General features: G+C 34.9%; 14 protein-coding genes. 5 read left to right on the top strand and 9 right to left on the bottom strand.

Features of this window, described 5'->3' with window-relative positions:
- Window positions 1–168: 168 nt before the first annotated feature.
- The 7 genes from CPS_RS07970 to CPS_RS07940 all read right to left on the bottom strand — a co-directional run bounded on the left by CPS_RS07970 (window position 169) and on the right by CPS_RS07940 (window position 17,102).
- Window positions 169–3,894 (bottom strand): DUF4062 domain-containing protein, encoded by a 3,726-nt coding sequence (locus CPS_RS07970; RefSeq protein ID WP_011042624.1) that lies wholly within the window; start codon window positions 3,892–3,894, stop codon window positions 169–171.
- 220 nt (window positions 3,895–4,114) lie between these two features.
- A complete protein-coding gene (locus CPS_RS07965) occupies window positions 4,115–7,903 on the bottom strand; it encodes an AAA family ATPase (RefSeq protein ID WP_041736809.1) in 3,789 nt (1,262 codons plus the stop codon).
- Window positions 7,904–8,021: 118 nt separating this feature from the next.
- Complete coding sequence (locus CPS_RS07960; protein WP_011042622.1) at window positions 8,022–8,516, bottom strand: YqhA family protein; 495 nt, start codon at window positions 8,514–8,516, stop codon at window positions 8,022–8,024.
- A 477-nt stretch (window positions 8,517–8,993) separates the two neighbouring features.
- Window positions 8,994–11,834, bottom strand: coding sequence for a toll/interleukin-1 receptor domain-containing protein (locus CPS_RS07955; protein ID WP_011042621.1), 2,841 nt, complete (start codon window positions 11,832–11,834; stop codon window positions 8,994–8,996).
- 52 nt (window positions 11,835–11,886) lie between these two features.
- Window positions 11,887–15,792, bottom strand: a complete 3,906-nt coding sequence (locus CPS_RS07950; protein ID WP_011042620.1) for an AAA family ATPase — start codon at window positions 15,790–15,792, stop codon at window positions 11,887–11,889.
- Between the two features lie 41 nt (window positions 15,793–15,833).
- Entirely contained in the window at window positions 15,834–16,517 is a 684-nt protein-coding gene (locus CPS_RS07945; protein ID WP_011042619.1) for a protein kinase domain-containing protein, read from the bottom strand.
- A 6-nt stretch (window positions 16,518–16,523) separates the two neighbouring features.
- Entirely contained in the window at window positions 16,524–17,102 is a 579-nt protein-coding gene (locus CPS_RS07940) for a sigma-70 family RNA polymerase sigma factor (RefSeq protein ID WP_011042618.1), read from the bottom strand.
- Window positions 17,103–17,576: 474 nt separating this feature from the next.
- On the opposite strand from CPS_RS07940, the gene CPS_RS07935 reads away from it, so the two are divergent.
- From CPS_RS07935 to CPS_RS07920, 4 genes are read left to right on the top strand one after another with little or no spacing between them, the layout of a single operon-like run.
- Window positions 17,577–17,948 carry a hypothetical protein gene (locus CPS_RS07935; RefSeq protein WP_011042617.1) on the top strand — a complete coding sequence of 124 codons (372 nt, stop codon included), beginning with the start codon at window positions 17,577–17,579 and terminating at the stop codon, window positions 17,946–17,948.
- Between the two features lie 25 nt (window positions 17,949–17,973).
- Complete coding sequence (locus tag CPS_RS07930; RefSeq protein ID WP_011042616.1) at window positions 17,974–18,306, top strand: hypothetical protein; 333 nt, start codon at window positions 17,974–17,976, stop codon at window positions 18,304–18,306.
- A 30-nt stretch (window positions 18,307–18,336) separates the two neighbouring features.
- Window positions 18,337–19,011 carry a PEP-CTERM sorting domain-containing protein gene (locus CPS_RS07925; RefSeq protein ID WP_011042615.1) on the top strand — a complete coding sequence of 225 codons (675 nt, stop codon included), beginning with the start codon at window positions 18,337–18,339 and terminating at the stop codon, window positions 19,009–19,011.
- Between the two features lie 56 nt (window positions 19,012–19,067).
- Window positions 19,068–19,346, top strand: a complete 279-nt coding sequence (locus CPS_RS07920; RefSeq protein WP_011042614.1) for a hypothetical protein — start codon at window positions 19,068–19,070, stop codon at window positions 19,344–19,346.
- Between the two features lie 419 nt (window positions 19,347–19,765).
- Here the strand turns inward: CPS_RS07920 and CPS_RS07915 are convergent, their stop codons facing one another.
- Window positions 19,766–20,452 (bottom strand): MaoC family dehydratase, encoded by a 687-nt coding sequence (locus tag CPS_RS07915; RefSeq protein WP_011042613.1) that lies wholly within the window; start codon window positions 20,450–20,452, stop codon window positions 19,766–19,768.
- 194 nt (window positions 20,453–20,646) lie between these two features.
- Window positions 20,647–22,101 (bottom strand): 30S ribosomal protein S12 methylthiotransferase RimO, encoded by a 1,455-nt coding sequence (gene rimO / locus CPS_RS07910; protein ID WP_041736806.1) that lies wholly within the window; start codon window positions 22,099–22,101, stop codon window positions 20,647–20,649.
- A gap of 398 nt (window positions 22,102–22,499) precedes the next feature.
- Here rimO and CPS_RS24060 point away from each other — a divergent pair, with 398 nt between their 5' ends.
- On the top strand, window positions 22,500–23,087 hold the full coding sequence (locus CPS_RS24060; protein WP_011042611.1) for a PEP-CTERM sorting domain-containing protein: 588 nt from the start codon (window positions 22,500–22,502) through the stop codon (window positions 23,085–23,087).
- Window positions 23,088–23,622: the final 535 nt, after the last annotated feature.

Below are 23,622 nucleotides of genomic sequence, written 5' to 3'. Positions count from 1 at the left end.
GGTTTTCCTTCTTTCTCTTGGTCGAGATTAAAGGATACCTATACCGCGGTATAGGTAGAACCTATGTGAGTCTCCCCGGCAGAGCCGGGGGTTTACCTGCATTAATTAATTTATAGTGACCCTGTAACAGGTTTAGTTACAGACTCAAAACACCATCCTAGATTATTGCTACTGAGCATCTATAACTAGCGGCTCTATCCCTTCAAAATCTATACCTAATGCTTCACCTCTAATTGGAGGGAGTTTTTTATCGTTGCCATTGTAAACGTGTACTTTGGCTTCAAATACACCGCCAGATAGAGTCGACAATACGTCATTTTCAGAAAAGTAACCGCAACTAATCGACTCTTGTTGGCCATTTTCAGATTGAAAAGTTGCAGTCACTTTCACGACGGCAGTATTCCCCTCATTTAAAAAGTTAATAGATGGTATTATGTTAGGATCGTGGGAATAAGATAAAATGTTGTAATTTTTCTGTTCAAGATAACTTCGCACGACTTGAATTGCAAAGTCATAATTTTCCCAAGCAGTCATAACAGAAGAAGGCAAAGGCTCTTCGATACATCGATCAACTATCTCCATTGAAATTTCATTTCTTAATCCACTGCCACTATATATAGGTATGTAGTGTTCAGCTTCTTTTTTCATTTTCATCAAACAAGGGATTAAGCCGTTTTTTTCACAAAACCCACTAAAATGTTGATAGTTGCCATAGGGAGTCTCTGTATCAACAAGATCCAATAACACAAAATAAAGTTTTGTTCCCAATCTGAACCCTAAGTGGGCCGGCGATATACACTCTTTTCCAGTATAAAGCCAAGTAGAAAGCTTATTATCATTCGATGTACCTAAATCGTACATAAGCGTATCTTGAATATGTTTACCAGCATAATGAAGAGCTTTTAGAAATTCAAAGTCTTTAGGGAACTGCTCAATAATATACCGTTTATCTTTCGTCTCAGAGTTACTTAGTAGCGTCTTAACTTTGACAATAGTTGGATGGTCACTTCTAAGTTGCTGTTGCCAATCTTCCAATAATTTATGACATTGAGATTTAAATGCTGGATATAAATTAGAACTTGCAGCTACGGAGGTGAACAAGTCAATAAGCTCAATAAAGGTCTGATTGCCAGGAGGAAGCTGCGCTAGCATTATTTTCCAGCTTTTGTTCAGATACTCACCGGCTTTCTTATCATCATTTAATGCTATATGTAGACACGCTAGGTAAAATAGAGGCCGAATAAAGTACGCATGATTTTCACCATAAGATTTCAATAACTTCTCAATAGCTACATTAAATAAATGAATGGATAACTCACTGTCAGATAGTTCTGTGCCACATAATGTGGTGAGCTTAAGATCCTCAAGTCCCCAAATAGTTGTTCTAGGCCTTGATTGCTTAGATTGTATTATTTTGAATATGGCAATAGCCAATTGTAAAGTAGCATTTTCTTCTTCTATGTCCTGGCCATTAAGACTTCTTATAGAAGCAATAGCTTTAATGCACAAAAGGTACGATTGCTCGTACCTTTCCTGTTTTGTATTTATTGAAGCAGCAAGCGTATATAATTTATTTTCCATAAGGCGCTGAGAATCAGGTAACTGATTAACTCGCTCCAATAAAAAATTAGCTACTTGAACAGCATTTTGAATGTCGCCAAATAAAAGTTCATTTTCTACAAATATCAACTGATATTCAAACATTAAAGCAGCAGAAGTATCTGATACCTTTGATAGCTCAGCGAGTAGTCGCCGAGTGAGCATTGTAGCTATCCAAGTCATTCTATTGTAGGCAATATAATCTATCATAGATTTAAAAGCTGTTGGTAGAATGTCTGTCATTAACTCTTCAAAGCGAACGTTTTGAATAAAATATTTTGATGAATCAGCATGCCCGTTAGAGTCTTTATCAAAAGCCGTTAATAGCTCTTTAAAAACAGCAGTGCTATGTTGATAACATTTGATAAGGTTTGAGATCTCAGTCACATCATTGCCAAAGAGCTCAAAAATATCTAATTCATCATTTTTCTTCAGCTCTATTAACCGCAGCTTTTGAAAAATTCGCTCTGTAACATCTTCTGATCTATTTGATGAACAAAAATCAATCAGTGTCTGTCGAACTTTCATTTCATCAACCATTGATAAAGAAGCGCTAATAAGTGCGTTGTGCATTATTTTTTCCTTACCTAAAGAGCGGAATAAATAAGGTCTTACACTGCTTAAAACTCGACTTAAATAGTGACGCGAAATTTGGTGTAATTTACTATGGCTGTTTGCAACGTCACTTTTATCAGCCAGTAAAGCACCTATTACTGTTTCATCTAATCCGTTATGAGAGGCTGCTAATAAAGCCATTAAATTAGAAATAATATTGGGATGTTTATCGTCCGAAAACTCTCCATCAAGCGCCTGCAATATATGTTGAAATAGCGACTGGACTTCTTTATGAGCGAGGATATTTGCAATATCTAGCTCTAGTCGATGATGACTAGACCTTAACCTTAACTCTTCGAGAATTATATTTAAATACAAAGGTAAATCAGTAGCATCAGAGTTTACTATTTGCTCATAATTATCTGCAGAATGATACTTTCTATAGTTAGTCGAATAATTTTTTATGATGCCGACTTTTTCTTCTAGAGATAACTTTCCACATTGAAAAACCTCAAAACTTGTATCGTCGAACGCTAACTCTAGTGTAGCGCTTATGATCAAAATGATATTTTTTGAAAATTTTAACCCCTGTATTATTTTTATTGCCTCTTGGGGATCGTCTAATTGATTTACAGCATCAAGAATCAGAATAATAGGCGCTTCATCTCGACTGTATGAAACTTCGTTTAACTTTGTAGACAGGTAAAACCAAAGCTCTTCATTTGAATAGCCCTCTTTAGTATCATTCTCCACATTTAGGTGAGAGGATAATTCAACAAGAAGATTTTTTCTCCATTGTGTCAAGTTTATGCAATTGTCATTACCCAAATAATGCTCAAAAACTAATGCGTCTGATATTTGCTGTGGTAGGTATCTAACTAGATCGGCCATTAATGTACTTTTACCCGTTCCTGACTCTCCTTGAACCACACATAAACGAAGCTCTTCCTCATCTAGCCTGTTTTTGCAATGTGTTAACACCTTGGCTCTTTCTAGCTGTCGTGGAACGAAGTTATTAAGCTTTTGATATGCAAAAACCTGATTATTACGAGCTATTGATTCTTCAACGAGCTCAGTATTAGGGAACCTATCGTCTAGTGCTTTAAGTAGCTGCTGTTTTACCGAGTTTCCAAACTCTTCGACAGACTGGTAACCATCTATAACAACACTGTCTTTTTTGGTCTCAAATAACTCTTGTTTGAATTTCTGTAATAAGTCGCCACTGTCGTCATAAAATAGTGCTTTATTCAAATCAGGTGATCTTAGAAAAAGACTTTGAGTTAATTCTGGTGAACGAAAATATAAAAGAGTTTGTAGCTTGCTTTGTTCACTTAGTAATAACCCATAACGAAACTCCATTTCAGTAACGCTAATATTTTTATTACCTAATACATTAGAAATGTTCTGTTGTTCTTTATTTGAAAGTAAGGGTTCTAAATCTTCTTGCTCTGGAACCCAGCCGTAACGTTCACCTAACATCCCGATGAAAAAAGGTGGATACTTTTTACACCGTTCAATTTCTTCAAGGCAAATATTCACTGCCTGACCGACTTTCGACTCTTCTTCCGTTATTCCCCATCTTAAGTCAATTTCGGTGAAACCAACGTTTCGCTTTAAACATTCATCTTTTATTTGAGGAAATACATTTTTAATTAAATATTCCCTTTCTTCATTCATGTCATTGAACGTTGAAGATATAAATACTCTAATTTCACGATTGCTATTAACTTCTTTAACCATTTTCAATATCCTTATCACAAATTTCTAGTTATTTTTTATGTTGTTAGTCACTGAGCGATTCAAAGTAGCTCCAATTTGAATTTTCTAACATGGCTTATTTTGCTAACTCTATTAATAGCGTTTCTTTTTTTCTTAATTTCGGAACTTGTTTTTGGTTTACCCTTTTCATTAAATTTTTTAGATTCTTTATCATGTGAAAATCAGGGAAGTCGAATGCTCATTATCTATCAAATATGAGGTTAATCTCCTCACCTAATAATGACTCTTTATCAAGTAAGGTTTCAGCCACCAATGTTAGCTGTTGATAATGATCTTTTAGCAATTGCTCTACCTGCTGCTCAGATTGGTCTAGCCATTGTTTAACGGCCTGTTGAGCATTAGCTAATAAGTCACTTTCTTCAAACTTAGTGAGCATGGCAATATTAACTGGCCCAACGGTTGGTTCAATGCCCCCTTCATAAATAGCATGCATGGCAAGCTGAGTCGCTTTTTCTATATCGTTTGAAGCCCCGGTACTGACTTCTTCACAGTCTCCTGTACAAAGTTTTTCAGCCACCCTACCCGCTAACAATACTTGCAGTTTATGCATCACCCTACGTTTTGAATAACTTTCATATTCTTCTGAGGCACGGGTGGCAACAAAACCTAGCGCCTGGTTTCTTGGTTCGATGGTAATAAAATCTATCGGCTGCTTAGGAAAGAGTAATTTGTACGCTAATAAATGTGCTGCTTCATGATAGGCAGTACGACGTTTTTCTTCTGCCCCTAAGAAAATATGGTCAGAAGGAGCGCCGTAAACAATGCGGATCATGGTTTGTTTAATATGCTCAGTGGTTAATTGTTGGTTCTCGCCTACGGCTTGATAAATCGACTCACGCAGCACTTGATCTATTTCAGCTGATGACATGCCTTGTGCAGACGAAACTAATTGTTGTAGCTCTGTTTCTTGCCAATTCAGTTTATGTTTGCTGGCAAAACGCTTAAAAAAGATCAGTCGGGCATTTTTATTGGGTAAGTCACAATAAATTGTTTCATCAAATCGACCCGGACGAGTAATAGCGCTATCAAGCAACTGCGGATGATTAGTAGCTGCCATAACAAATACAGGAACTTCAGCGATTGAAAAACCATCCATTTCAGTAAGTAACGCATTAACCGTTAGATTTTTGTCTCTTGAACTGCCATCAGAATTATCGGTTCTTTGTGCGGCGATAGCATCTATTTCATCAATAAAAATAATTGAGGGTGCATATTTTCGCGCTGTGGCAAATAATTGTTTGATGTTTTCCGTTGTACCGCCGCTATGAGGCGTTGACAGCTCCGAAGCCGCAACACTAAAAAAAGGCAACTCACACTCCCCTGCAACAGCTTTTGCTAACAGGGTTTTTCCCGTTCCGGGAGGGCCAGAAAATAAAAAACCTGTCGGTATTTTTATACCAAAATTTAGCAGTTTTTCCGGAGCCTTTAACCAGCTAACTACCTCAATAAGGCGACGTTTAGCTCTTTCTAAGCCGATAACATCATCAAGTGAATTATCAGGCAGGCTATGATTAAATAAACTGGTTTCTTGCAAGTCTTTGGATTGTATAACCTGACGATAAGATAGGTTGGTAAATGAAACATCGAGTACCTTGTTATTGTGCTCTACTCGACATTGATACTCTAGCGTCTCATTACGCGTTGTCATACGTAATAGAGTTTTTTCCATAGTAAGGAAATAGTTAATTCGTTTAAGCATGGCTGGAAACGACAGAGAAAATGTGGCTAAATCCAATTCAAAATGCTCTCTTACATTATGATTTAGTGTTTGTTCTTTCAGGTTGTCTATTTGTATATCTACCACGCGGTAGCTGAATATTGGTATGCGACTGTTAATGCAATGAACGTGCTCTGTGATTTCATTTAAAGACAATTGACCATTGGCAATCGATTCTATATCAACTAAAAAGGCATCAGGTCGATGTTGCTCCAGCATGGCTCTTATATCTTCAAAACTATCAACAATGCTAGCTGAGAGTGAAAATTCAGACTGTGCTAGTTGGGCTTGAAGTCTAGTGTCATTGTCGAATAACACTAATTTTTTTACATCAATATTTGGCATATTTTCAGTTACACTGACAGCACAAGAAATTGGCGACATATCTTCAGTAATTAGGCTACTTGCTTTAACTAAAATGTCAGCCTTGAGCTTGGCCAAGCAACTTGTTAATTTTCTTGCCGTTATTTCAGGAGCCAAAGATTGCAACAAAAATGAGGCAAAGTTTTCTGGCCATTTAAAATCAAGCATCTCTTGGTAGTCATTGATTTTGTTGAGTTCTTTTTCTGCTAAATAAACAAAATGATTAATCTGTAAAGGAGAAAATGCTACTGAATAGCCTTTAGCTAGCCTATTAATTAATTCAACCGAGAGCTTGGTTTTAGTTGCCGGATTTTCTGCATGCCGTAATACATCAAAAATATTCAGTTGATGTTTTTGATGATTATTTGCTAGTACTTCCTGACCGAGGTTTGTTGTAAAAATAACAATACACTGGTCAAAGCTGATAAATTCTTGACTGGTTTGATCTTGGGCTATGCCTTTATCCAAAATACTAAGTAGTGATTGAGTAACATTTGAATGGGCTTTTTCTATTTCATCAAAAAGTAAAACCTGCCTTGGTTGTGCTCTTACGGCACTTGTTAAAACGCCAAGGTTAGCCTCATTGTATTGTAAACCGCTACCAAACAATTTCATCCCATCTTGCTTGTCTGCATACTGCTCCATATTGAAGGTAGTAAAAGCATATCCAGATTGTTCATATTGATTTAGCAAATCACAAAAAATAGAAGAGAGATAGGTTTTACCTACACCTGATGGCCCTGCGAAGGTAAATATCAGCCTTGGTCCTTCACTTAAAGCAATGTTGGAGGTGAGGTATCCTTTCGTTAAACTTTCAATAGCCTCTCGCTGGCCTATAACTTGTTTGTTTAAGTCAAGTTTGAGTTGTTGTTCAACTTTGATTGCTTTACTAATACGATTGCTGCATTGATTTAACACCGCAAGTTCCGCAATAATGTGATGTTTACATTTTAATAATGCTTCAATAAATAATGAGTCATTAAACTCGTTATCAATAAAAGAAAAATCACAGCAAGATTTTAAGTTTTCATTGAGTACAAGTTTAGAAGCAAAGCTTTTTGTTATTTGATACCAGTTTTTAGTCGTGTCATTGTTTACCGAAAAACTTCGGGTAACAGCCTTATGTTTTAGATTTTTCCGCGCATGGTAAACATCGTCAGGCATTAACACTTGACTTGGCTGGCACTGAAATTGGCTTGCCAAGGCTGCCAAAAAGCTTGGAGTACCAATAAGTGCAGAAAGCACCAGTTCACAGTCAATTTCAGGTAGATCTGTTACCTTAATATTTTGTACTTCAACTGATGGATGTACGGATAGGTAGGTTGAACAAGCTAAAACTGACAGTTCTTCAAAAAAATTCTGCGTAGATGATTTTAGCCTTACATACTGCTCTTTCAGCTTAAACGGTTGTCGTTTAAGCGCTTCACCACCTTCTATGTCGCCATTTACTGATAGATTATCCTTATACCAATAACTTTCTGCTACTTCTATTTGTGTTTCAATAAAGTCTTCATCTAACTCCAGCTTGAAAACTTGCAAATAATGCTGATAAAACTCTGCATTATCGTCTAAACTTTGTCTTTCTGGTATATTTTGCAAATACTTACGAAACATTGTTACTAAAGACTCTATCTCTACAAAACAGGGACGGTTATCTTCAATCTGCTCAATTGCATTATAACCTCCCAATTCTTCAATAATATTTAGCGCAATATATTCATCGATAAATTCAATATTTTCTGCGGCCAAATAACACAATGATTCTGTTTGCTTAACTAACTGACATTTCAATACTTTACCTTCAAGCTTGGTGTTTTTGATAGCCAACTTGATATAAAGTAAAACCAACGGCAGAACTACATCAGATTGCTCTAACATAGAATTATCCATTAGCATTTCCGAGCATTGTACTTCGCGATATTCAAAAAAAGTGTTAAGTAATTTTTTTAGATTCATTGTGATTATCTCTAATTTCGGGTGTACTTAGAGTGGGGGATAGTTCAGATACTTATTTTTTGGCGTGCCCAAGCCAAAGGCTAACTGATACTAGTAGAACTATGATGGCCATATATAAAATTTCAACAATATTTTGAGGCTTGATTTCAACAAGATATGAGAATAGCTTTATGACTAAAATCATCACAATAACCTTACCCAATTTTGCTTTTAGCTCATCAATACTACTAATTTGAAAGGCCTTTGACTGGTGTTTATTAGACTCTTCGATAGAACTGATAAATAGTTCATACAAACCAAAGGCAAAGATAAAGAGGATAGAAGAAAGTAAGAATGTATCAAGGATCTCGATCACCATGAGTACTAGATTATCTCGGGAAACATCTGAACTATGAGTAATTAGGTAGGAGAACATTCCTTGTAATAAGTGAAACACCTCGACACAACCTAATAAGATTAAAGTTGCCGCTGTGATCACACAACAAACAACACCAAAAAGTAGAAGTAATCTGCTACTCCAAAGCAAAGACTCAAAACGCTTTTCCATTTAACATCCTTATAAAAATAACTTTATTTTTCAATAGCATGATTGTGCCGCTTATGTTTTAAAATGTCAATTTCGTGTCAATTTAATGTCAAGCGTGGATCCTCTTGTAAATTTATATCGAATATATAAGTCAAACCTGCTGTCTAAACTTACATTTCACAGCTTTGGAGAATATTTACATATAGATTTTTAATTGAAACATACCTACTATGAAAGGAGAAACATTCTGAGCAGCATATTCTTTTATATGCGGGAAGACGTTACTTTGTAGTATCTCCCTTTCTCTTTTAAAGTCACTAAAAGTTGAGCTTATAAATAATCTAAACGTTTTTGAGTTAAACATATGAAAATTCCATTTATTGTTATTTAGCATCCCTTTTAAAATTATTATAGGGATGCCCGTTTAATCTAAAAGATAGGATATAACCTGATTCATTACTTCTGCTATATTCACTGTTTCTACTTGAATAAATCACATTACAAATCTAACCAATAGCTGTCATCCTCATAAATATTGTCTAAATCATTTAAGTAATCATTTAGTCGTGCCTGATTAATCGAATGAGCATAGTTACTTTGATACAATTCTAATTTATCTGAAAGAATACAGAGCTGCTGTCTGTAGAAATCAAATGCGACTTCATCAAAGTCAAATCTTTGGTTCTCATCATATTGAAACTGTTTTTTGTCATCTATTGTAATTGAATCATAATTTATCATCGCCTTTTGAACACCATCTGAAAAAAAGGCTTCGTAGGCATACGTAAAGTCCTCCTTGAAAGTGATTCCATGGGGTACATATAACTTCCTGGAGGGTCTACCAGTTGTGCTCGATGAATGATAAAAAGATGTTTTCTCTATAAAGAGTTTCAGCCGTAGCAAACACCATTGGAATAATTTCTGACTTAGTTCTAAATCTTTATGCCTTTTTATTGTAGAGGTGAGATGAATACATAAAGCAGACATCGCAGTCATATCATCCATATTTTTCACATCACGGAATAGTTTATTAATAAAAGCAGTTTTTAAATTATATAAATCTTTATACTCCTTGTTAAAAGGTAGAGGTCCGCTTGTAAAATTGGCGAACTTTCCAACGGTTAATTCTCTGTATAAATCTAATAATTCCCTACTGTTAGGATCTAATGTAAGAAGACTTTCTTCACATTTTATAGCAAAGGTATATAATTCAAGAATGCTTTTAATAAAACTTGAAGACAATGTGCAACTATCTGATTCTCCAGTTTCATTAGTAAATGTATACTGACCTTTTACCTCCCTGTTTTTATTTAGATTACTTTGTAGAAACTCACGCCAAAATACATCATTGAGGTTTTCATTTAAAAATTGGGGTCTGCACATTGGTTTCACATCGCCAACATTTAAAACTATCATCAATAACCAGTCATTACTTTTCTCACATCCATTCTTAGCACCATATTTTAAAATTTGGAAGGAAAGCTCTTCCCTAGCGTCAATATGCTTGTCATTTAAAATAATAGATACTACGTAAGCGTAATCCACCACCGCGTCAACTTTTATTATCCTTAATGCATCATCCAACTTATTATGAAACAATGAAAACATCATGAATGGCACGTCCATCAGTGACTTTTTAAAAGACTTTTCAGGTAAATCTTTATAATACATAAACAATAATGCGTAAAATTTTTGATAATCAGCTTCATCAAAATGAAAGCTATAAATGTTATTATCAATATATTCATCAATTATTGAAAGATCCCCTTTACCTATATCTTCTATCATCAAAGGAATCATATCGGGATTATTGCTCTTGCTGTATAAAGTGACCAATTTACGGCGGCACTTAGCGTTGCCAAAAGCAGCGCCACATTCAAGCATTGATATCTGTTCCTCTATTGATAAATGACCTTCATCAATAGAGAAATGTGAAGGATTAAATTTTAGGGTCCTATAATAGTCATATTTACTTAACAAACGTATCAAATCATAAGCACTATCAAAATAATTTAATGCTATGTTTTCTTGATGTTTCCTTATTCCAAATTCATGATTAGCAGTGAATCCTCCCTTTGTTCCCTCGAAGAATAAATGCCAATTGGCAAGGCGTTTTCTTGACCGACAACACCCTTGTTCTTCACCCGCCTGTAGGTAGTTCAAGCTTTCTCGTATATCTAGTGCAGGTATGCTATTGATTGTCTGATAATCTTCTATGTCATAGTCGAAATGCTTACAAGCTAACCAATAAATAGCAGGCAAATATCCTAAAACAGCCAATTTTTCTATTTGTTTAATAGCCTGTTCGGTATTTTTGTTTACTGAAATTTGTGTTAAACAAAATACATATTTTTCAGCCGTAGTTAACTCATTGTAATATTTTATTTTTTGTGAGATTTCGGTGACAAACTTATTTGAATGTTCTATGCCGTACTTTTCTTTTAAAAACTGGGTTGGGCAGTTTTTATTTTCAATATTATCGTCGAATAACAAGCCTAGGTGATATGTAGCCCGCATGTCACCTAGCTCATGTGCTTTAGTATAATATTCGGTGGCTTTATCTTCATCGCAACCATATTGATTATCATCGGCTTCATAAATTTGCCCTAATTCAAAAAAAGCTTCTCTACAATTGTTTCTAGCTTCATTTTCAAAATGATGATAAGCAATTTCAGTTGATATTTTTAATCCAAACCGGCCTTTTATATGAAATTTAGCCAACACAACATAGTCCATCGCGCTTTTTAACACCTTACGCTTTAATGTGTTTTTATATTCAATTGCATCACTATCGTTCCAAGGCATGTCTAATTTTAAATATGCATCTTCGCTCGACAATGCTGTACCAGACACGTTAACAGAGTGCGATACGGGTAAAATACTTTTTGCTTTTGAATCTTTTGAATAAATACGTTTATACAGTTTATTTAATATTATATGAAAGCATTGTTCTGATAAGTCTGTAGGAAACATTTGGAATTGTATGGGTTTCAAGGAAGGTACTAAGTCAAAACACGTTTTTATTTCTTCTACTGTTACACCTATACCAATAGGAATAAGTTTATTATCTTTAAGTGCCCAGTTCAGCTCTTCAATAATAAAATTATCGCCATTACAATTACCTTCAACCACTCTAGCAATGTAATCTTGAGTAAAAATTGCAAAAACATAATCGGATTGAGTAACCGAGTGTTGTAATTCATCGACCCAATTTTGTCCGGGCAGTAATGATTTTTTATCAACAAAAACTTTAAAATCATTGTCTTGCAAAAAACGAGATAACTGAAGGGCGACATTATCATCGGCCTTTACCTTATAACTTATAAAACATTCAAGCATCTTTATACTTCATTCCATTTATCGTATTTATTTCAAATAACATACTGTAATGCTACTGAATAAATAGTGTATTAATTTCGTCACTCAACAGAGATTCTTTCTCTAATAATGTATTAGCAACTAACTCAAGTTGGTGGCAATTATCATTTAATAATTTTTCTACACTTTGCTCTGCTGTAATTAACCATTGCTGAACAGCTTTTTGTGCCTTTGCTAGCAACTCGCTTTCTTCAAATTTGGTTAATATGCCCACATTTACGGGGCCTACACTTTCTTCTATACCGCCATCGTAAATAGCATGCATGGCAAGTTGTGTCGCTTTTTCAATATCGTTTGATGCGCCCGTGCTAATTTCATCAGCATTATTAGTGCAAAGCTTTTCTGCCACACGGCCAGCAAGTAAAACTTGTAATTTATTCATTACTCGGGTTTTCGAATAGCTTTCGTATTCTTCAGAAGCACGCGTAGCGACAAAACCGAGTGATTGGTTTCTTGGTTCTATGGTTGCAAAATCAATTATTTGATTCGGAAATAGCAGTTTATAAGTGAGCAAATGCGCGGCTTCGTGAAAAGCTGTTCGGCGTTTTTCTTCTTTACCTAATTTAATATTTTCAGACGGAGAGCCATATACAACTCTTACTATGGTTTGCTTAATATGCTCAATGGTTAACGGTTTCTCGGTACCTACGGCTTGATATATGGCTTCTCGCAATACTTGGTCTATTTCAGCCGACGACATACCTTGCGAAGATGATACAAGCGCGGTTAAGTCTGATTGTTGCCATTGCAGGTTCTGTTTTTGGGCGAATTTTTCAAAAAATATGGTGCGCGCTTCACTGTTGGGTAAATCACAAAAAATCGTTTCGTCAAAGCGCCCTGGTCGCAAAATGGCTTTGTCTAATAATTGTGGGTAATTGGTTGCCGCCATTACAAAGACAGGTGATTCAGAAGATGAAAAACCATCCATTTCAGTTAACAGTGTATTTACTATTGCATTACGTTCTCGTGAGTTACCTTGACTGTCTTCTGATCTTTGTGAAGCTATTGCGTCAATCTCATCAATAAAAACTATTGATGGTGCATATTTTCTAGCAACTGAAAATAACGCCATTATTTTTTCAGATGAACCTCCAATTATTGTTGATGAAAGTTCAGACGCAGAAACACTGAAAAAAGGTAAGCCACATTCGCCAGCAACAGCTTTTGCTAAAAAGGTTTTTCCCGTACCCGGCGGACCTGCAAATAAAAATCCTGTTGGTATTTTTACGTCGAAGTTTTGTAACTTATCAGGAAATTTCATCCATTCAATTACATCTAACAGTCGATTTTTAGCTCGCTGCAAACCAATAACATCATCAAGTTTTTCTGTAGGTAAACTCTGATTAAAGAAGCTAGTTTCTTGTATATCTTTAGATTCAATAACTTGATTAACTGACAATTGATGAAATGAAACATCAAAGTTTTCTATTTTACCAACTTGCTCTTGCTCATCGTTTTCTAACTGCTGATTTGTTATTTTACATTGGTAGTTTAGTTTTTCGTTTCTACTTAACATGCTAGACAATGATTTTTCAGTGGTTAAATAATAGTTAATTCTTTCTAACATTTCGTAAAAAGTAGTATCTAAATGATTTAGTGCTAGTTCAAAGTGCTCCCTTATGTTTTGATCTCGAGGTACTGAGTCAATATTACTCTCTCCGATAATTCGGTATGAAAACAAGGGAATAATAGAGTTAACAGCATGAACTTTATTAATGATGTCATTTAACGACTCAACAGCATGATCAACTGATTCAGTATCAATTAAAAAAGCGTCAGGTCGATGAAGCTTTAACATTTGCGCAATTTCGTCAGAATTATTCATTACATGAATATTCTTGTCTGAATGTGAGATTGACAATTCATTTTGCAGCCGATTGTCATTATCAAAAAGTAATATACTTTGGGCTACTAGCGACTCTTCATTGTCTTCAACATTGATAATATATTTTAGTGCTGTTGTATGCTCACCTACATTTGGAGCTGACTTGGTCAAAATTTCTGATTTAAGTTTAGCTACACACGTTGTTAATTGCCTTACGGTAACTTCTGGGGATAAACGCTTTAACAAAAATGAAGAAAAACTTGTCGGCCAACTAAATTGTACACCTGCGATATTCTCACTTTTATTATTCAACGCTTTTTCAGCAAGCGAAATCAAATGGTTTGTTTTTAAAGTGGAAAATGGAATTGAATAACCTTTTGATAAACGGTTAATGAATTCAATTGATAATTTAGTTTTGGTCGCTGGGTTTTCAGCATTTCTTAGTACATCAAATATATTTACCTGATGATTTTGTGCATTTTTAGCTAAGACATCTTGGCCAAGGTTAGTGGTAAAAATAACAATACATTGGGTAAAATCAACGGGTAAAGTAAGCGTTTGGTCAATAGCAACGCCACTATCTAATAGTGTAAGAAGCGATTGAATAACATTTGAATGCGCTTTTTCTATTTCATCGAATAATAAGATATGCCTTGGTTGTGCTTTTACCGTGCCGGTTAATACACCAACGCCTGAATCTATGTATTCAGAGCCAGAGCCAAATAATCTTGCGCTATTTTTTTCATTATTAAACTGTTCCATATTGAATGTACTAATAGCATAGCCAGAATGCTCACATTCATTTAAGTAATCACTGAAAACATTAGCTAAAAAGGTTTTACCTACACCTGATGGCCCTGCAAATGTATAAATTAAGCGTGGGCCATTTACCTTGCTTATACATGAGGTTAAATAGCCGTTAGCTAAATGTTCTATCGCTTGTTGTTGACCGGTAATTTTACTGTTTAGATACTCGGTTAAATTTTGTTGAACAAACATTGATTTTATTGTGTGATTAACTAACTTATTTGAGCGTGATAAGCTCTCTATACTCTCACTTTTTAGATCTAATAAAGCTTTAACAAATGTGAGTAGGTTCAATTTTTTTTCATTAAAAGCTATGCTTAAACAGTTTTTAATATCGGTTTTTATATCAAGTTTAGTTGTGTACTTTTCTGCAAGCTGATACCAACTTTTTGTATTATTTGCACTATCTTGCAGGGTACGCGTGCCTACTGAATCTTTAAGTAATTCACGGTTTTTATAAATGACAGATGGCATAACAATTTGAGAAGGCTGACAATCAAACTCGTCAGCAAGTACCTTAAGTAATTCTGGCGTGCCTATGATGGCTGATAACAATATTTCAGTGTCTATTGTAGGTAAATTATTGGTATTAATTTCTTGTATTTTAGCTTCTGGTGATGAAGACAAGTATTTCGCGCAAGCAATGAATGTCATTTCATTGAAGAAATTTTTAAGCTTACGATCTAAAGAGATATAATCTTTTTCAAGTATAAACGCTGTCTGCTGCTCGTTTATCGTGTTTTCTGTTACCGGGGATGGTGCATCAATATTGTGTTCAGATTCCTTTAGTTCAGCATCTCGATTAGCAATAAATTGTTCTAGATCTTTAACTAAGCGATTTTTATCAATGTTTTTTGATAAAACCACAGAAAACAATTCATCTAAATAAGCCCCGTCATTTAACTCTTCACCTTCAGGTACTATTTTTAAGTGTTCTCGAAAATATTCAACAACAAGTGTAATATCAATATCTCCATCCAATTGACTTTCAAACCATTGTAAAGATTGATAGCCACCCAATACCTTAAGTACATGATGAGCAAGTCTTTCATCTAACAAGTCGAATTTATCTACTTTTAAGTAGGTCAATGATTCTGTTGTTTTTGATAACGTACAGACTAAGCAAGAATTTTCAAACGAGGTGTCTTTTAATGCAAACTTTATATAAGCCAAAACCACAGGCAAAAACACGTCTTTTTGGCTGGCAATACCGTAATCTAAAGCGGAGGTTGAACATTTAAGAGAATTATTATCAAAAAATGTTCTAACTAACATTTCACTAATCATACAGGTACCTATCTATTAATTATTAGAATAAATTAATTTTATTACTGAGTTTTATACTGAGCTATATCAAAATCAATAATATTGGCATTGCCATTTTTATCGACTAATACGTTGTTTAAACTGATATCGCCATGAGTTACGCCTTGTTTTACTACGTACCCTTTCGCCTCGTCTAATGTGGCATAAACCTGAGATAAAACCGTCTCATCAGGTTTTGTTTTTAAAAATGCGAAAAGCGTTTGACCTTGCACATATTCCATCATGATATTAGGTTCGCCATTATCGTCATAACCAATATCTATGAAGCTAGCGATGTAATGATGGTCTAGTTGAGCCAATATTTGTGCTTCTTTTTTTATCATTTGTAAGGCTGTTTCAAAGGTGTCGGCAAGCGAAAAATATTTAACCGCTACGATATGTTCTATTAACCCATCACACCTTATGGCTTTATACACATCACTCATACCACCTTGACCAATTAGCTCAACGATTTTGTATTTATTATCAATTATCCTACCTAACCTCAGTTCTGGCTTGTCTAAAAAGGTTAAAGGAGAAAATATTTTTTCAATCAAAACGCCTGTTGACACATTCCGTTGCTTTAATAATTGTGCTAACTGTTGGGCTTTTTTAGGAGATTCATTCTCGAGTTGACTAAAGCAGTTTGACTGTAAAGGTTTCTCAATAAGGGCAAGCTTTTGAAATAATGCATATAAGTCGTTCATAATAGCCTAAGCGCTCAATTCATCTAAATACCAGGCTTTCGCAAAGTTCAAATCATTATGAACAGTACGAACAGATATATTTAATAAGGATGCTATTTCTTCTACCGGTAATGCAGCAAACAGACTAAGATTTAAGACGTTATTACAGCGCGATTTTTCTTTTGATAAGGACTTATCAGCTAATACTAATTTTGCTAATAATTCTGAAGATGCTCCTTCAAGATTTTCAGGTGGTAAATTGTTACTTGAATTTCTTTTTTGTGAAGCGGCTTTTCGATACTGATCGTAAAGAATAGATTTAACGACTTGAGAAATTAATACATATAAATCTTTACGATTGCAGACTGTTTGTTCTCTATGAGCGGATAATTTTAGATAAGCGTCATGAACAATTGAAGTAGTTGTTTGAATACAAAAATCTAATTGCTTAATATTACTTGTTTTTTTTAATTTTTGTTTTCTAACTTCATGTTTAAAATGCTGATAACAGATTTCGAATAATTCATTGAATGAAGTACTACTGCCTTTCTTCCATTCAACAATTAACTCTGTTACTGGTGCTTTTTCATTAATAGTAGACTTCATGTATTAATATAAAACTTGAGTTTTATTTCCCTATATATATGAACGTATAGTTACGTAAAAACCTATAATATTCAGACAATTATTTAAATTTTTATTATGTATTTATTCGTATTGCATTATTAATAATAAAATACGTATCTATCTCAATTTCATCCTTTCTATATTCTACAAACAGCTTTAAAAATCACCAACAAGTGCGTTAGGGCTGTAATAGAACACATCATGTATTAACCTAAAACTTAATTTTTATTTTCCTATACCTATGAACGTATAGTTACCTAAAAACCTATGGTATTCAAACTATTATTAAAATTTGTTTTTATTTATTAGGATTGCATTATTCATAAAAAATTACGTATCTACCTCCATTTCATCCTACCTATATTCTATACCCAGTTTTAAAATAACCAACAAGTACGCTAGGGCTGTATCAAATACAAACCATAGTGATGCTAAATGATTTAAGGAGTAAATATGAAAAACAAGATATTTTTAACCGTTCCATTACTCAGCATAGCTTTGTTTGCATGTAGCGATAACTCGCTTACAGCAAAAGAATTAAGTGGATTATCAAAAGAAAATTTTGCGACAAAAGCTTGTGAAGAGATTGTTGCAGCTAATTTTGAACAATTGAAAGTGATCCTTGACGATAAGCACTTTAATAAACTTCAAAAAAAGTATGAAAAAAATTCTGATTCATGGAGCCAACTATCAGAAAAAATGACGTGCACAATTAAGACAGTAAAAGAGCTAAAAGGTAAAACCAAGTTTTACTTTGAACAAGGTGCTTTCAGCCTAGTTATTAAAGAAATAAACGACCTTTATCTGGTCGTAGATATTGATTAACACATCACTTTCAAAGGATATTTTTATGAAAATTAAAACCATTTTACTATTAGCGGCAACCACATTTTTAACTGCGTGTAGTACTCCTGAAGAACAAGCAAAATCATTGATAGCAGATTATTGTGATGCATTTAAAAGTAACGATATTGACACGCTTAAAACACTCACCAATGATCCAAACCTTGCCGAATATAACTTGATGTCAGACTCAGAAAGGAAGAGTACTACTTGTGGTAAAAAAGTAAAAAAATTATCTGAAGATAAATATATTTTTCTTTTAGGTGACAAGGTGTTTTCACTGCCAATTGTAGTTGAAAAAGTAGATGGTGATTTCATCATCACTGGCGTAAATATTTAATTTTATTATTTAAAATAACAAGGACACTCCATGTTTAAGAAAACTTTAACTGCAATTGGATTTTTAATCCTGTCATTTACTGCTTCTGCTGGTTTAATTGACACTACTAATGATAGCTTCATTGATCAAACTACTGGCCTAGAATGGATGGATTTTGGTGTTAATAACAAAGATACCTATGACTATGTGGCATCGCAACTAGATACTCGTGATGAATATGAAGGATGGCGATTAGCTACCAAAGATGACGTATATTCTCTGTATTCAAACACATTTTTAACTTTAACTGCTGATTATATCTCACATCTTGATAGTTATGGTCGCTCAACCGTTGGAGATGGGAAAAATAAGTCAGTGTCAGTTTTAGATAACCTATTCGAAAAAATGGGTTACAACCAAGTAGATAATCAAGGGAATGCATTTGAAATAAAATACGCTACAGGACTTTTTCAAGGTGATGATGGCTTATCCTTGTTTAAAACTTATGATTTGGTGGGGAGTTTCCGAAAAAGTAGAAGCCATGATCAAGTGGACTTTTACGATCATATGAGTTTTGATTATCTCAGTAATAATACTAGTTTAGTGTATTCAACCATGCTGGTGAAAAATAAAAGTTTAGCTACTGTGCCTGAACCTTCAACCTTAACTATTTTCGCTTTAGGCATGTTCGGATTAGCCGCTCGTAAATTTAAGAAAAAAAACTAATAAATTATGTAAATCAGTTTTAATGTAACCACTTTCAATTCATAAGGAAACTTAAAATGAGTGACACTATTCAGCAAGCAAGATTACAAAACAAAATGAAAAACCCAATTGTCGCATTGGCTTTAGGTTTTTTTATCCCAGGGGCAGCTCAAATGTATGCAGGAAACGTACTATGGGGAGCTATTAACCTTATTCTTGTTATTGTACTTGCAATAACAGTTATTGCCTCGCCTTTAGCTTTTATTATATGGTTAGTATCAATGTTCCTTGGGTATAAGGGAGCTAAAACGTTTAATGACAAGGTTCTGGATAACGCTGAATCTGTAATGAAATAGTTCTCTGTATACACTATTTAATAGGAGCGTTAATTACGTACAATTTACGCTCCTGGACTATCATCATTTTATCGTAATCATCAAACAGGCGCATAGATCCAAATTCTTACTATAAAAGCGGTTAAGACATTAAAAGATGCTGTTAACGTTTAATTTTTGCTAAATTGTTTCAGACACAAAAAAGCCCAGCTTAATTAAAGTTGGGCTTTTTGATATGCGCTAATTCATAACTAAGGTTAACTAAGGTCAAGCCAACCAAAATAAAATAAAGTAAAAGCAATATTAATCTTCAACTCTCATACTCCAAACATCATGATCATCAGCATGAATAATTTGCACCCAAAGTTGCTCGCCAAGCTTGGCATGTAAGTTAACAGATTAGACTAAAAATATTTAAGCGTTTTATTCAAAACGAAGTCCTAAAAATATAAACGTAACACGGTTTCAGCCACACAGGCTAAACGCTTACTGTTTTCAACTTCAATACTTACTTCATTAACAACTTCGATACTACGCTTCATAGGAACTAAATTAACTAGTTTAATACTGGCCCTAACTCGAGTACCCGCTTTAACCGGATAAGGAAAGCGCACTTGATTCAAACCAAAATTAATAACCATCTTTGCTTCTGGATAAGGGTTACTATCTAAATCTACTGAATTAGTTAACTTGGGAATTAATGACAAGGTTAAAAACCCGTGCGCTATTGTCGCTTTAAAGGGAGACTCTTTCGCTGCACGTATCGGATCGGTATGAATCCATTGTTTATCACCTGTAACTTCGGCAAATTGATCAATACACTCTTGCTCTACCTCATGCCAATCACCTACAAATGTTACTGTATCGATTTTTTCAAGCAGGCTTTTGTAGGTTTTTTCTGCTTGTGGTACTTGTATCAATACCTCCTCGGGTTTACTTTCTTCCGCATCTACAGGACTAAATTGAGAGAACCAAGGGTTATTTAGCGTATTTCTAAAAGGCATGGTGATTTTGTTATTGAATAAATTTGATAAGTTCTTAAATTTAGGCTCTAACTTGGCGATAAACTGATCATTTTGGTGTTGTAAATTTTTTCTCTTTTCTCTAATAAACGCTATAACTTTCATATAGTAGCCTTATCAATATCTTGATGCCTAAATTTATTGTCTATCCGTATTTTAAATTAACTATACACTACGACATCAATAAATTATTAAAGTGAATCCATTCTGTCTAGATCAACTCGGCTTTGGAGTATTTCAATTAGTACAAGTGGCAATAATAGTTAGGCTTAAATTGAGTTAAGCCTAACTTAATACGATTAATCTTCTACGCGAACGCCCCAAACATCATGTTCATCGGCATGAATGATTTGTACCCAAATTTGGTCGCCTGGTTTGGCATCATAATCATCTGACAAATAAACTTTACCGTCAACTTCTGGTGCATCCATATATGAACGGCCTACAATACCTAAACCATTCACTTCATCAACAAGAATAAGGTATTCTTGACCAATGCGTACTTGTAATTTATCGCTACTGATTTTCGCTTGCACTGCCATAAAACGTTGCAGACGGTCTTCCATTACTTCATCTGAAACATGATCAGGTAACGCATTAGCGGTAGCACCTTCAACAGGTGAATATTTAAAACAACCAACTCGGTCTAATTGTGCTTCTTCTAAAAAGTTTAATAACTCTTCAAATTCTTCTTCTGTCTCACCCGGGAAACCAACAATAAAAGTTGATCTTATCACCAATTCAGGACAAATTTCTCGCCATTTAGCAATACGCTCTAATACTCGGTCTGAGCTACCAGGACGTTTCATTAATTTAAGAATGCGTTTGTTCGCATGCTGAAAAGGAATATCTAAATAAGGTAATATTTTACCTTCCGCCATCAATGGAATGATTTTATCAACATGCGGATACGGATAAACATAATGAAGACGAATCCAAACGCCCTGCTTTGCTAATTCTTCACATAGCTGCTGCATATGTGTTTTAACGGGCATGCCATCCCAGAAATCTGTTTTGTGTTTAACATCAACGCCATAAGCAGAAGTATCTTGTGAGATCACTAATAACTCTTTTACACCCGAATCAACTAAGCGTTTTGCTTCACCTAATACATCACCCACTGGACGAGAGTCTAAATCGCCGCGCATTGATGGAATAATGCAGAACGTACAGCGGTGATTACAGCCTTCTGATATTTTTAAATAAGCATAATGCTTAGGCGTAAGCTTAACCCCTTGCGGCGGTACTAAATCAATAAATGGGTTATGTTCAGGTTTAGCGACATGTTCATGTACTTGAGCCAATACTTCATCATAAGCATGAGGACCCGTAACACCTAATACATTGGGGTGTAACTCAATAATTTCATCTTTCTTAACGCCTAAACAACCAGTAACCAACACTTTACCATTTGCAGCTAACGCTTCGCCGATGGTATCTAAAGATTCTTGTACTGCGCTATCAATAAAACCACAAGTATTTACAATCACTAATTCCGCATCATCGTAGCTATTGGTTACGTCATAACCTTCAGTACGAAGTTGCGTAAGTATACGCTCACTATCAACTAAGTTTTTTGGGCAGCCAAGTGAAACGAAACCAACTTTAGCGCCTTTTTTTGATGCGCCTGAGTCAACAACGGCTTGATGTTGCTCTGCAATCATTTTAGAGGGAATATCTAAAGTCGTTGTTTGGCTTGCGGCTGAATTACTGCTTTTCTTTGGTGTTTGCGGGTCGAATTGTTCTACGGTCATATTGCTCTCAACTTACTCTAATTTTTTGTAACAGGTGCTTTTTCAAGTATCTAATCAAGAGAAGAGCAGCGTCATAAATGGTGGTTTTAACGCCTTTATTGCAAACTCAGGGTGTTTGCTTAGGCGATTGTTCAATGCGCGGGATTATACAGGAATGTTTTGTTGGATGGTAATAATCGTACAAGTAAAAACAATGTAAAGAAAGCAATTTTAAAACAACATCTTACAAACATCATAGTGTCCGATTACTTTACACTAAGGATGTTGTGCTCGATAAACACTCAGCTATCATAGTGAAAATTAACAATTAAATATAGCTGGCTCAATTAATGCTACACAAAGGTACAATAACTAGAATCCATTTCTATTCTCAGGAATGTATTACAAGGGAAAATACGATGAATATGAAAATGTTAAAAGCGGCTTTGGCTGGCTTGATTTTATCTATTAGTGGTTTTGCTAATGCTGGAGTTATTCCATTAGGTAACTTAGAAGATGGTACTGTATTTTCTGGTACTGTCATCGGTGACGATGATAGTTTTATAGCTTCACTCGGTGATTATTGGACTTTTAATGGAGCCGCAGGTGACATAATTGATATTGATATTAACAGAACTGAAGCATCACCAGATTTAATTGCTACTCTATTTTTTGGTGATGTTACAGGGTTGGATGTCGATTCACTTAGCCCTGACGGTTTAATCAATGGGCTCCTTGTATCAAATGGTGTTTTTGGCCCATTAACAGTAATAGATACTCAGGATGATACGGAAAATGATTCGTTTGGAGGTCCTTTTGGAGATCCACGGTTTAATTTATCCTTATCTTCTACAGGCACTTACACCTTACTTGTAGCTACTTTGAGTGCCCCTGGTTCGTATGAAATAAGCACTACTGGGATTACATCAGTCCCAGAGCCTTCTACCCTTGCGATCTTTGCATTAGGCATTATGGGTTTAGCTGCACGAAGATTTAAGAAACAATAAGCCAAACTACTCACTTTTAAACAAAGCACCATAGATAGTGGTGCTTTTTTATTGCCTGTAATTTAGTTAAATTCCCCCTAATCGTTTGCTCAAAACACTACTTCGACAGTAACTTACGCTTATTACTCATACCCAATAAGCCAGTTATGCTAGAAAACTATTCAAACAAAGCATCAGTCAATTACATTACTCGACACCGCTTAATTAGACCGTTGTTCAAGTAGGTTAATTATAAGAGCATTAAAATCAACTACTGATTTTGATAATTCCCACTGGTTTATCCCCTCCTTCGCTACCTTCCTAAGTAAAAAGTGCCACAACTACATACCCGGTTCGAATGATAAACAATCAGTCAGTAGTGGCATTAGTGCTTTTAAAGATAAGAATACAAAAGGCAGTGAAATTGGTCAGTTAATCAGAGTATTTTGAGCAGACTGGAGAATTTTTGAAGTATTATTGAAATGCGGTAGTGGCTTTTCCGCTGCAAAGTAACGGATGAATTAGTTTAGGAAGCCAAGAGATACAAAACCCATCT

The organism is Colwellia psychrerythraea 34H, from assembly GCF_000012325.1.
Classification (GTDB): domain Bacteria; phylum Pseudomonadota; class Gammaproteobacteria; order Enterobacterales; family Alteromonadaceae; genus Colwellia; species Colwellia psychrerythraea_A.
Note: the sequence above shows the minus strand (reverse complement) of the source record. Positions and strands in the feature narration are given on the sequence as shown.